Below are 12,326 nucleotides of genomic sequence, written 5' to 3' on the forward strand. Positions count from 1 at the left end.
CAAACCCACAAGTTTTTGCTTGTGGGTTTGTCAATAATCTGAGGTTAACTAATTAACCTGAAACATTTCAGCATAATTCTGTATAGGAGGAATAAACTTTAATAGAATACTTTCGTCATAGGGGGAATAATATGAAAATCTATATTTTTTCTAAAAGAGTCGTTGCTGTAATTATAGTGGCTATACTGGTGTTATTAGGATTTTTTACCTTCTTTACTAGCTTTACTAAAAGCTTTGCAGGAATAACAGCCGTTTTTTCACCCCAGAGAAAGCTGCCTATTTATAGTGTAGAAACTGAAGAAAAAAAGGTGGCCATTAGTTTTGATGCAGCATGGGGGGATGAATTCACAGATGATATTTTAAATACTTTAGATAAGTATAACGTAAAAACAACCTTTTTTTTGGTTGGATTTTGGGTAGACAAATATCCGGATATGGTGAAAAAAATCCATGATAGGGGCCACGAGATAGGAAACCATTCCTCTACCCATCCCCATATGTCCAAAATAACTCGAGAGCAAATCGTGAAAGAATTGAAAACAACTGAAGAAAAAATAGAGGCCATCACAGGTATAAGACCAACTGTTTTTAGACCTCCCTTTGGGGATTACAATAATCTATTAATAGATACAGCAAAGGAACTAGGCTACCATACAATTCAATGGGATGTTGATTCCTTAGATTGGAAAGAGATGGGGGTCCATGCTGTTGTTGATAGGGTTTCTAGAAATGCAAAAAAGGGATCTATTATACTATTTCATAATAATGCAAAGTATGTGGCAGAGTATTTACCATTAGTTTTGGAGAAGCTTCAGGAACAGGGCTATGAAATTGTACCGATATCCCAATTAATTCTACACGAAGATTACATTATAGATCATTCTGGTAGACAAAAAAGAGTTAATTAACACTTTTTGTGGGATACATAATTTCTTCATCACCTACAAAATATATTATTAACCCAAAGAACTGGATGTAGAGGAGATGAAGGAATGAGAATTGACAACATTGAAATAAAAGGTGTTACCTGTGACTCAAGAAAAGTAAAAAATGGGTATGCATTTGTGGCTCTAAAGGGGGAAAAGAGGGACGGTAATGATTTTATTGACGAGGCCATAGAAAAAGGAGCCTCTATTATTTTTACGGAAAAGGATATAAGCAAAAAGCAAGTTCCAATAAAAAAAGTAGAAAATAGCAGAAAGGTGTTGGCAGAGTTATGTAATACCTTTTACGATTATCCTTCGGAAAAGTTAAAGATTATAGGTGTCACAGGAACTAATGGTAAAACCACTACAACCCACCTCATTCATCATATATTAAAGGACTACGGAATATCCACTGGACTTATAGGAACCCTGAATGTAAAAATTAATGACAAAGAATATACAACAGAACTAACCACACCAGATGCAGAAATAATTTATGGCTACCTCCATAAAATGGTGGAAGAAAAGGTAGAGGTAGTGGTGATGGAGGTCTCCTCCCATGGCTTAAAAAACGAAAGGGTCCATGGTATTAAATTTGATATAGCAGTTCATACCAACATTGAAAGAGATCACTTAAATTTTCATAAAACAATTGAAGATTATATAGCATCTAAGAAAAAACTGTTTGATAATTTACCCCAAGGAAGGATTGCAGTAATTAACTTAGATGATAATAACGGACTAAAGCTATTAGATAATAATAAAGGTATTCTTGTCATAACCTACGGATTAAGCCCTAAGGCCACCATAACCGCCTCTAGTATAGATACTGATTTTTCTACTACTTTTAATTATTGTCTTCAAAGGGGGGTAACTACCTTATCAGGAGTAGAGTTAGATGTCTTTGAATATCCCCTCACCATTAATCTGTTAGGAAAACATAATATCTATAACATGTTGGCTGCTGTAACCTGTAGCTTATTATTGGATGTATCTATGGAACATATATCAAAATCCTTAAAGAAGTTTAAGGGTGTCCCTAGAAGAATGGAGATTATCTATAGGGGGGAGTATACAATTATAGATGATTTTTGTCATAATATAGCCAGCTATCAAGCGGTGTTTGAAGGTGTACAAAGTATGCAATACCGTAAGCTCTATATTGTAAATGCCATAAGGGGAGGACGGGGTATAGAAATCAACTATGAAATAGCTGAAATGATAAATCAGTGGAACAATATTTTAAAAATAGAAAATATTATCATCACCTCTAGTAGTGATTGTACAGGTCCTTTAGATAAGGTGGAAACCCAGGAAAGGGATACATTTATTCAGGTTTTAAGTAGATCTGGGGTGTCCTTTGAATTTGAAGACAAGCTTGCAACAAGTATAAAAAAAGCTTTAACTATGCTGGAAAAGGGAGACATCCTGCTACTGTTAGGTGCCCAAGGAATGAATGAAGGAGCTAACCTATGTCTTAACAGAATAAAAGCCGATAAAAATACACAAATCATAAGTATGCCGGATTTTTGGCAGGATATTGTTCCTAGACACTAGAAAAAAAATTCTATTTTATGGATAAAAGATAGTAGATTAAGACATAATCCCAATTGTTTTTGAATAGTAATGTTTATAGATTCGTCTAAAAATAAACATAAGAATAGAAGGGGGAGTTGGGTTACATGTCAGAGCATTCAATTAGTAGTAATGCTGTCACGCTAGTAGGCAAGATAATTGGAGAAAAAACTTTTAGTCATGAAATCTATGGAGAGGGCTTTTATATATACACCATAGAGATTCCAAGGCTTAGTGAATCTTGTGATTGTTTACCAGTAACAATTTCCGAGAGACTTTTGGTGGGTCTAGATCTAAAGGCTGGAGACATGGTAAGTGTAGAGGGACAATTAAGGTCTTACAACAAATTTGTTAATGGTAATAATAAACTGGTTTTAACAATATTTGCCCGGGATATTCTCAAGATGGGGGAGGAAGAGGTAAAAAACCCCAATCATATTTATTTGGATGGTTTTATATGCAAGCAACCAGTTTATAGAGAAACACCATTTGGCAGAGAGATAACAGATTTATTATTGGCGGTAAACAGAGCTTATAATAAATCTGATTACATACCCTGTATCGCCTGGGGAAGAAATGCTAGGTTTTCCTCGAAATTACAAGTAGGTGACCATGTCCGTACCTGGGGACGGATTCAAAGCAGGCAGTATCAAAAGAAATTCAATGATGGGACTGCCATCAATAAGGTAGCCTACGAAGTATCCATCTCTAAAATGGAGAAGGTGGAGGAGGAGTAAAGGGATAATACATATAGAAGCTAAATAAACGCCAACTAATATAAATGTAGGGGCATATTAGAGGGCGTTTTCTTTTTATAATATGGAGGACAAATCATCTAAAATATTTTTTGGACACTAGGTCCTTTATTTTTTTTTTTGGAAACTTTCCTCAAATTCCTTTGTTTTTCCACTAAAATATTTATATTCTCTTTAAAATAAAGTTAATTTTCTTTTTGTTATCAAAATATTATACTATAATTATATAAGAAGAATCGTATAGGAAACAAAATCCTTTAGAAAAACATATGGAGTATTTTAGATACTTATGATAAAAACCAAAATTTCTAAAAGGTATTTTAGTAACCCCCCAGGAGGATTAATGGATTGAAGATGAATAATGTTACAAAGCAAATTTTTTTGTTGGCTTGGCCAGCTATATTAGAGATGATGATGCATACCCTAGTATGGACAGCTGACACTGCCATGGTAGGGAGATTGACACCAGCAGCAATTACAGGGGTAAACCTTGGAGCCAATATTATGTTTGCGGTGGGACATATCTTTGGAGCCTTAGGGATAGGAGCAACGGCTATGGTGGCTAGATATATTGGTGCTAAGGAAAAGGAGAAAGCTGAATTTATAGGGGCTCAGGCCCTATCAATAGGTATGGTGATGAGTGTAGTATTAGGTATATTGGGAATTCTATTTGCTAAGCCTATCATTACTTCTATTGTAGATGATCCTGAGGTTATTGTGCTTGGAACAGATTATCTAAGGATTGTAATGGGGGGGCTTATATTCTATATACCTCTTGTTATCGGCAATGCCATATTACGTGGAGCAGGAAACACAGTTATACCTCTAATTTCTGCTATTCTAGCTAACACTTTTAATATTATAGGGGATTATGGGTTAATCTTTGGAAGATTGGGACTTCCAGAGCTAGGGGTAAGGGGGGCTGCTATTGCTACAGGTAGTGCCCAAGCCTTAGGAGCGATTGTTACCTTGTATTACGTCATTAGGGGTACAGCTGGTATTCAGGTGAAAATAAAGGATTTAATAAAATGGGATTTTAAGACGATAAGGAATGTAGTGGGATTAAGTACTCCAGCAGGACTGGAGATGTTGATGAACGAAGGAAGTAGATTACTTTCCTCCTTTTGGATTGCTCAATTGGGAACAGTAGCCTTTGCTGGTCATTCCCTTGCAATAGCAGCCGAATCAATATCCTTTATGCCGGGATATGGCATTGCTATTGCAGCCACCACTCTAGTAGGACAGAATTTAGGTGACAATAATGTTGTGGATGCCGATGAAAGTGCAAAAAAATCTGTCCTATATGCCTCTATATTAATGGGTTTAGTAGGTGTAGCCTTTTTCCTCATTCCCTATCCTATCATGAGGCTTTTTAGTACAGATCATGAGACAGTGGCCTTGGCGGCTGTATGTCTAAGGGTAGGAGCCCTTGAGCAGATTCCTATTGCCATTGCTATAGTTGTGTCTGGGGCATTAAAGGGAGCAGGAGATACAAAGGGACCCTTTAAAATTGCCCTCATAACCAATTTGACAGTAAGACTCCCTCTTATTTATTTCATTGTCTTTGTATGGAGACTCCATATAGGCTATGTGTGGGCAGCTACTGCCCTACAATTTATGGTAGAGGCCCTACTGATGGTGGTTCGTTATAAAAAAGGGCAGTGGAAAAGCACTGAAATTCAATGGGAGCAGTAAAATTTTAAAATTTACTATTGACTGAAAAAACATTGTATTGTAGGATAAATTTAGATGTATAAATGAATAAAAGCAGTAGGTGCCCCTTAGGGGGAGAATAGGGAATGAAGTGGAAATCTTCAGCGGTCCCACCACTGTAAAGGGAAGTTTCATTGATTATACCACTGGATGATGATCTGGGAAGGTCCAATGAAATGATGAACCTCAGCCAGGAGACCTGCCTATTAGCTTTGAGATGTGTGGATGATGGAAAAGTCTGCAGTTTATTTGATGTTTAAATAAACTGTGGGCTTTTATTTTTTTAAAATCTATTATAGAAAAGGAAGGCGAAAAACAAAATGAATTTATTACAACAAACGATTGAAAAAATTGAGAACTTAGATCAGGAGACAATGATAAAGGCTAGGGAGAGGGTGGATAATCTCATCAAGCCTCCTAAAAGCTTAGGACGCTTAGAGGATTTGGCAGTACAATTGGCAGGTATTACAAAAACTGTAAAACCTGTTGTAGACAACAAAGCTATTATCGTTATGGCGGCAGACCATGGTGTTTATGAGGAGGGGGTGGCTCCAAATCCTCAGGCAATAACAGCTATACAAACCTTAAATTTTCCTAAAGGCACAACTGGTGTATGTGCTTTAAGTAGGATGTCCGGGGCCAAAATTGTTACTGTGGATATTGGTATTAAAGAGGATATTCCTAATGATGCTGGTGTTATCATTAGGAAAATAAAATATGGAACTGATAATATGGCTAAAGGACCAGCCATGACAAGGGAAGAGGCCATTAAAGCTTTAGAAGTGGGGATAGAAATAGCTAATGAAGAAATAAAGAAGGGTGTCAATCTTTTAGGAACAGGAGAGATGGGTATAGGCAACACTACTGCTAGTACAGCTATTTTAGCAGTTTTAGGAAACTATCCTCCTGAAGACATCACGGGAAGGGGAGCAGGTCTATCTTCAGAGGGGATTCAACATAAGGCAAAGGTTATAGAAAAAGCTATTCATCTGAACAATCCAAATCCTACCGATGGGATTGATGTTCTTGCTAAGGTAGGTGGATTAGAAATAGGTGGTATGGCTGGTGTGATGCTGGGGGCGGCAGCCAATAGGGTTCCAGTTGTAGTGGATGGGTATATAGCAACAGCCGCTGCATTGATTGCTGCAACCATTGAGCCTAAAGCAAAGGAATATTTTATTGCTTCCCATGCTTCAGCTGAAATAGGTGGCAAAAAGGCTAGTGAATTACTGGGTATAAAGCCGATACTTTATATGGACATGTGTCTTGGAGAGGGGTCGGGAGCAGCCTTAACCTTTCCTATTGTGGAGGCAGCTTGTGATATGATGAAGTATATGATTACCTTTCAAGAAGCAAGTATGACAATTTAGAGGTTAAAGTAGCCCATCAAATGTTAGTGCCACCAGTATATATGGTGGCACTGTTTTGTGTAATTTGCTTTTTAATTGGATTAATAAAAGATATATATTATAATGGATATAGAAGGGCATTGAAATGGAGTTGGGGTTATGGGTGTAATAGAGTTTTGTAATGTTGAATATAGTTATAGAAAAAACAAGGTATTAAAAGATATAAGCTTTAGCATAGATAAGGGAGAAATTGTAGGTATCGTAGGGCCCAATGGAGCAGGAAAATCCACCCTTCTATCCATTGCTGCTACGCTTTTTAAGCCTTCGGAGGGCTATGTAAAATATTATGGAAAAAGGATAGAAAAGGATTATGGGGAGGTACGAAAAAAGATTGGCTATATCCCCCAGGAAATAGCCCTCTACAGCAATAGAAGGGTACAGGAAAATTTGATTTTTTTGGGGAAGTTATATGGATTAAAGGAAGGGGAATTGAAAAAAAGGGTAAACGAGGTATTGGAGATAGTAGAGATTTCTCCCAATGAAAATAAAAAAATTAAAGAATTGTCAGGGGGAATGCAGAGAAGAATCAATATTGCTGCCGCCCTAATGAATAGTCCTGAAATATTAATTATGGATGAGGCTACGGTAGGGATAGATCTACAATCAAGAAGATGTATTCTACACATGATGAAGGCTTTAGGTCAAGAAGGCAAAGCCATATTATATGCCACCCATCATACAGAAGAAATCCTAGCCATCTGTTCAAGGATGATTTTATTAAAGGAGGGTAGGATAATAGGGGATAGAGGAGTTAATGCCCTACATATTAATAGCACTCAAGAGATAAAGCACTTAGAAGAGGAATTAATCAAGGAGATTTATCGCCATTAGCAGTCTTATGGACAATGACATATGGAATATGTTAATATATGGTAAAACCTAACCAATAAAGGGGGATAAAAAGATGACAATGAAAAAAAGAGGCATGATATTTTTACTTATTAGTATCATGATTATAACGATGTTAACAGCCTGTAGTGCTAGTAAGCCACCAAAAGAAATGTTGTCAGAAGCAATATTAAAAGGTGAGGAAATTACTGGATCTCAGTTTAAAATGATCCTATCCTTAAATATAAATTCTGTAGATATTTATGATCCTGAATTTGCTGTTTTTACTACAATGCTTAACAATGGAAAAATCATTATCGAAGGCAAAACCGATTTAAACCAAGAGAAAACAGAAGCTACTATTAAACTGGACTTAGGGGGAATGTCCTTTAATGCCAATCTGTATCAATATGACAATAAACTAGTACTGAAAATCCCATTTTTAGCTCAATTTCTTGGAGATCCTAGTTTAGGGGAAAAATATATTGTGATGGATTTAGACTACCTTATGGAGGAATTTGCACCCTATCAACAAGAGGTACAGGTGTTACATGAAGAAGCCCTTATGGCATTGTATAGAAAGATAGTAGTTACTAGCTTAGAAGTACTAAGTGATGGTGCTGTGCTGGATAAAGGAGAACAAACCGTCACAGTAGGAAATCAAGATGTGAAGGCAAGGGAAATTGAAGTTTTAATAGATGAAGTAGAATTAAAGGCTATTATTAAAAACTTTTTCACTTTGTTGCAAGACGAAGAATTTAAGAATAATGTATTTGAGATTACTGCCACACTGGACCCTTATCTAACAAGAGAGGAATTTGATGAGCAAATTCAAGAGGCTCAAGCTGTTGCAGAAGAAGATGTTGATTCACTATTTGATGAGCTAAAGGAAAATATGTACTTTGAAAATTTTAAAATTCAAAGCAATATATTTATTGATAAGACTTCTCATATTATTAAAACTATTGTTGAAGCATCTTTGGGTATGAAGGAAGGAGATCAATCCTTTGGGGTAACCATGAAGGCAGAGTCTGAAAGCTGGGATATTAATAAACCCATTGATATTGAAATCCCAAATATCCATGATGAAAACAGTATAGATTTTTATGAATTATTATTTAGAGCAATGTATGCTCCATTCTTCTAGGCTATGTTAAAGATAGATGTTGATATTGTATAAATAAAATCATGAGAAGATACTGAGGGATTGTCCCTCTGAGGATAGGGAAGAGTTTTAGATCCTTGGGTGCCCTCTTGATGACAGAACCCCAGAATTCATAGAATGCTAAAATCAACAATAGTGTTTAACAGAGCCTTCTTCTAAAAAGGTTATAGGGCTGGTGAAAAACCAGCCCTTTTCCGTATTGATTATGGGATAGGGGGTGGTATAGTTGAGGGAAATATTTTTAATAGCCTTTAGTGATATAAAAGAGATGGTCATAGACTATAAAAGACTCCTACTTATGATGGTTTTGCCAATAGTCATCATCTTTTTTATGGCTATTGGCTTTAGCTTCTTATTTGATCAAGGTATTTACATAGATGGATTTGACATTGTCGTTATTAATCAAGACCAGCATCCCCTTTCAAAGTTTTTGATACAGCAAATAAAGGAGGATGAAAATTTAGAAAACCTGCTTAATATATGGATTTTAGAGGATGAAGCAGAAGGAGAACGACGGGTTCGGGAAAATGAAGTGGTGGCAGCTGTAATTCTACCAAATGGATTTATCCATAGTTTAGAAACCGGAACTAACCACTCTGTAAAACTAATTACTAATTTAAGACATCCCCTTAAGGGTCATTTGATTAGGGGAATTATGGACAGTTACATGAAGAGTGTTTCAGGGGGGCAAAGTGCTGTAAATGCTGTATGGGATTATTATACATCAGGGGGTATGACCTATGAAGAACGTAAAGACAAAATAGAATGGGTAATCAACGATATTACATTAGCCGCTTATTTTGCTAGAAGCAATGTATTTGAAAAGATCACCATTAAGGGGGTCAATAGTTTATCTCCTCTCCAGTTCTATTCTATATCTATCCCCATGATTTTTCTTATGTTTTCCTGTCTATCGGGGGGAAAGGATATGGCAGAAGAAGAAAGGACCAAGATTGTTTACAGAATAAGATTAACGGGGATTGGAGGGATTTCCTATATGCTGGGGAAATCTATGGCTGTTTTTATGATAAACCTTATAAAAACCCTACCTCTTTTTATACTAGGAGCCTATTTATTACTAGGAGGCTTTACTAAAGTCTATGGCTATGTCTTTATATTGTATATGGTCCTTTTGTTTTGTCTTTCTAGCTTAAGCTTATTGGGGGCAGTTGTTTTAAAATCTAGAGAAAAATTAGACTTAATCGGAAACAACCTCATACTAATTATGGCTTTGATAGGTGGCGGGATTATACCCTATGTCTACTTACCCCCATCTTTACAGTATTTTTCTCGATTTACCATCAACTATTGGGGTGTACAAGGAGTGTTAGGATTTCTAGACAACAGACCTTCAAAGGGGATAACATCTATTTTTCTTTTCATAGCCGTGGGGGTTTTTGTTTTTATAGTATGCTGCTATCTCCATCATAGGGAAGAAGGGTTGGGATACAAATGAAGATCTTCACCATTGCAGTATTCAAGATGAAGGAAATGCTTTTTTCTAAAAGTGCAGTTATTACTATGGTTATTCTTCCTATATTTTTTGTATATGTTATTGGGGGGATCTATAGCAAACAACAGTTAGAAGGTGGTATTCCCATAGCATTAGTAGATGAAGACAATAGTGGTTATTCTGTTTTTTTGATTGATCTGTTAAAAGAGGAGGATATTCTACGGGTTATAGAAGTTAATCTTCAGGAGGCCTATAGGATGGTGGAAGACAATAGGGTTGAAGGAGCTTATATAATAAAAGAAAATTTTCAAGATACTATTAAAGCCGGGGGTTATCCCCACATCCAGGTCCTTAAATCCTCTGCAGCCTATGGGGCAGATGCCATCATTGAAATGATAGGTAGTGGTGTAGTGCGATTACAGAGCAATACTAGGGCAGCCAATACCATTGTTACAGAATATGGAAGAAGAGGTTTGATAAAGGAACAGGACAAAGAAAACCTATGGACAGAGGTGTTTGATAGGGCAGAATCCTATTGGTATCCACAGCAATTGATGACTTTAGATTATACATCAGTTTACTATGATAGACAAACAGAGGCTGGGAGCCTTAAGATTGGCTTTACAGAAGGACCTAATGGTATTATCATTACCTTTATAGCTCTTTTTTTGGGCTTTGGATTATCCTCTTTATTAAGGGAGAGGCAGGAGGGAACTTTGAAGAGATTATACATTTTATTTTCTTCCTCTACACCAATTTTAGTAGGGAACCTTTTAGCCATGGGTTTATTAGCGATACTACAGACATTGATCCTACTGGGGAGCCTTTATGGTTTCTTTGACATAAATTTGTCTATATCCATAACATGGTTTTTTATTATTTTAGCAGCCTATATTGGATTGTTTTTAGGTATTATATTTTATTTGGCGTCCTTCTTGAATTATAGTAATAGCATACAAAATATTTATGCAGTGGGGGTAATGATGCTTTCTATGATAGGTGGATGTTTTTGGGCGTTAGATATCCTGCCTAAGCCTCTGCAAAATCTGGCCATGATAACCCCTCAAGGCATTGCGATGGCATCCTTTCGATTGGTAGGTATAGGAGAATTTTCAAAAGTTATTTTCTATTGTAGTAGTATGCTAGCCTTCTCTCTACTACTTATTTTCATGAGTAAAAAAAGATTAGAAAATTATAAATAAAATTTATATATTCACCATTTATTTCGTGCTATAATGTATATGCACAAGAATAATTATTGTATAGAATAATGAATTATAATTTATAAGGCAAGGCAGAAAGGATGGAGAAGAGTGTTTATAACCTCTATTAAAGATGGGACAAAAAAAGGTCTAGAGACCACATGGATGTTGGCAAAGGTAATAATACCTGTATATTTTGTTGTGACCTTTCTACAGCATACACCTGCCATTGATTGGATAGCCCACATATTTCAACCTGTAATGGCACTATTTAATCTACCGGGAGAGGCTGCTATTATTTTAGTAATGGGTAATTTTTTAAATTTGTATGCTGCTATAGGGGCTATTAAGGCTATTTCCATAACACCTATGGAAGTTACAATTATATCTGTGATGCTTTCCTTTTCTCATTCACTTTTAGTGGAAACAGCTGTTACAAAAAAACTGGGCATAAGTGTTCCAGTCATCATTTTCATTAGAGTAGGATTAGCGGTGGTATCTGGAATTATTTTAGGAAGGATTGGTGCATTAATATGATAGGGGTTATAAAAGAAGCATCCATAGGTAGCTTTAACTCTGTGTATTCCATTGCAATTATTGTTATTCCTATTATGATTGTGTTGGAGCTACTAGGAAATTATAAGATATTGGATAAAATCACACAGCTTTTTGAATTTTTCACAAAGATTTTTAATGTATCAAAGGAATCAGTATTGCCTTGGCTGGTGGGGTTAATCTTTGGTCTTTCCTATGGAGCAGGGGTAATTATTCAAACTACAAAAGAAGGAAATGTCTCTAAACGAGATACTTTCTTAATTACGGTATTTCTTGCTACCTGTCATGCTATCTTTGAAGATACTCTTATTTTTGTAGCAGTTGGAGCCAATGGATTTATTTTATTAGGGATTAGATTTTTTGTAGCCTTTATATTAACGTATCTTTTATCAAAGCAAATTTCCCTAAAGGACTTGGCAGGGGTAGAACAACCCACAGGTGAAAGGATATAGGTACAATCTATATATTTATATTTTTCCTATAGGACATAAAAAAGTCATCGGTGTATTATATGTTCAGATGGATTTAGGGGTCTATCACCTAAACTGTAAATGGAGTAGAAATACCAATGAACTACATCTGGAGGTTAGCGTTCATCACATATTATTATATATAATTTCATTTTGTGGATAAGTTATAGTTTTCGTTATTGGTTTCAAAGGAGCTATCCTTTAAATCTTTCAACAGAGGACTTGTTTATTAACCAATAGGCAACCCCCCATTTTTAAAAGCTAAAGGTGGGTTT

At 36.0% G+C, this 12,326-nt stretch carries 11 protein-coding genes and 1 riboswitch; all 11 genes read left to right on the top strand.

Annotated elements, in window-relative coordinates; all coding sequences use genetic code 11:
• Nucleotides 1–131 precede the first annotated feature (131 nt).
• The 11 genes from pdaB (at nucleotide 132) to BLS22_RS04700 (ending at nucleotide 12,033) form a co-directional block, all read left to right on the top strand.
• Entirely contained in the window at nucleotides 132–908 is a 777-nt protein-coding gene (gene pdaB, locus BLS22_RS04650; RefSeq protein ID WP_090551004.1) for a polysaccharide deacetylase family sporulation protein PdaB, read from the top strand.
• An 84-nt stretch (nucleotides 909–992) separates the two neighbouring features.
• Nucleotides 993–2,483, top strand: coding sequence for a Mur ligase family protein (locus BLS22_RS04655; RefSeq protein ID WP_090551005.1), 1,491 nt, complete (start codon nucleotides 993–995; stop codon nucleotides 2,481–2,483).
• A gap of 125 nt (nucleotides 2,484–2,608) precedes the next feature.
• On the top strand, nucleotides 2,609–3,238 hold the full coding sequence (locus BLS22_RS04660; RefSeq protein WP_090551009.1) for a single-stranded DNA-binding protein: 630 nt from the start codon (nucleotides 2,609–2,611) through the stop codon (nucleotides 3,236–3,238).
• Nucleotides 3,239–3,610: 372 nt separating this feature from the next.
• The gene (locus BLS22_RS04665; protein ID WP_090551632.1) at nucleotides 3,611–4,951 is read left to right on the top strand and encodes an MATE family efflux transporter; all 1,341 of its coding nucleotides are present in this window, start codon (nucleotides 3,611–3,613) and stop codon (nucleotides 4,949–4,951) included.
• Nucleotides 4,952–5,011: 60 nt separating this feature from the next.
• A riboswitch (cobalamin riboswitch) is annotated at nucleotides 5,012–5,190 on the top strand.
• 99 nt (nucleotides 5,191–5,289) lie between these two features.
• Nucleotides 5,290–6,339, top strand: coding sequence for a nicotinate-nucleotide--dimethylbenzimidazole phosphoribosyltransferase (cobT, locus tag BLS22_RS04670; protein WP_090551013.1), 1,050 nt, complete (start codon nucleotides 5,290–5,292; stop codon nucleotides 6,337–6,339).
• Nucleotides 6,340–6,477: 138 nt separating this feature from the next.
• Nucleotides 6,478–7,209, top strand: a complete 732-nt coding sequence (locus BLS22_RS04675) for an ABC transporter ATP-binding protein (protein ID WP_090551015.1) — start codon at nucleotides 6,478–6,480, stop codon at nucleotides 7,207–7,209.
• Nucleotides 7,210–7,282: 73 nt separating this feature from the next.
• On the top strand, nucleotides 7,283–8,353 hold the full coding sequence (locus tag BLS22_RS04680) for a hypothetical protein (RefSeq protein WP_090551019.1): 1,071 nt from the start codon (nucleotides 7,283–7,285) through the stop codon (nucleotides 8,351–8,353).
• A 244-nt stretch (nucleotides 8,354–8,597) separates the two neighbouring features.
• Complete coding sequence (locus tag BLS22_RS04685) at nucleotides 8,598–9,827, top strand: ABC transporter permease (protein WP_090551023.1); 1,230 nt, start codon at nucleotides 8,598–8,600, stop codon at nucleotides 9,825–9,827.
• Entirely contained in the window at nucleotides 9,824–11,026 is a 1,203-nt protein-coding gene (locus BLS22_RS04690) for an ABC transporter permease (protein ID WP_090551026.1), read from the top strand. The genes BLS22_RS04685 and BLS22_RS04690 overlap by 4 nt, the downstream gene beginning before the upstream one ends.
• A 111-nt stretch (nucleotides 11,027–11,137) precedes the next feature.
• Complete coding sequence (locus BLS22_RS04695; RefSeq protein ID WP_090551028.1) at nucleotides 11,138–11,563, top strand: nucleoside recognition domain-containing protein; 426 nt, start codon at nucleotides 11,138–11,140, stop codon at nucleotides 11,561–11,563.
• Nucleotides 11,560–12,033 carry a nucleoside recognition domain-containing protein gene (locus tag BLS22_RS04700; RefSeq protein ID WP_090551031.1) on the top strand — a complete coding sequence of 158 codons (474 nt, stop codon included), beginning with the start codon at nucleotides 11,560–11,562 and terminating at the stop codon, nucleotides 12,031–12,033. Before BLS22_RS04695 ends, BLS22_RS04700 begins: the two co-directional genes overlap by 4 nt.
• The last annotated feature ends 293 nt before the right edge of the window (nucleotides 12,034–12,326 follow it).

The sequence above is a fragment of the Natronincola ferrireducens genome (genome assembly GCF_900100845.1).
In the GTDB taxonomy this organism is placed as follows: Bacteria; Bacillota; Clostridia; order Peptostreptococcales; family Natronincolaceae; genus Natronincola_B; species Natronincola_B ferrireducens.

Coding starts and splice junctions, on each gene's coding strand:
- BLS22_RS04690 (WP_090551026.1), top strand. CDS start 9,824: ATGAAGATCTTCACCATTGCAGTATTCAAGATGAAGGAAATGCTTTTT.
- pdaB (WP_090551004.1), top strand. CDS start 132: ATGAAAATCTATATTTTTTCTAAAAGAGTCGTTGCTGTAATTATAGTG.
- BLS22_RS04675 (WP_090551015.1), top strand. CDS start 6,478: ATGGGTGTAATAGAGTTTTGTAATGTTGAATATAGTTATAGAAAAAAC.
- cobT (WP_090551013.1), top strand. CDS start 5,290: ATGAATTTATTACAACAAACGATTGAAAAAATTGAGAACTTAGATCAG.
- BLS22_RS04680 (WP_090551019.1), top strand. CDS start 7,283: ATGACAATGAAAAAAAGAGGCATGATATTTTTACTTATTAGTATCATG.
- BLS22_RS04700 (WP_090551031.1), top strand. CDS start 11,560: ATGATAGGGGTTATAAAAGAAGCATCCATAGGTAGCTTTAACTCTGTG.
- BLS22_RS04665 (WP_090551632.1), top strand. CDS start 3,611: ATGAATAATGTTACAAAGCAAATTTTTTTGTTGGCTTGGCCAGCTATA.
- BLS22_RS04660 (WP_090551009.1), top strand. CDS start 2,609: ATGTCAGAGCATTCAATTAGTAGTAATGCTGTCACGCTAGTAGGCAAG.
- BLS22_RS04655 (WP_090551005.1), top strand. CDS start 993: ATGAGAATTGACAACATTGAAATAAAAGGTGTTACCTGTGACTCAAGA.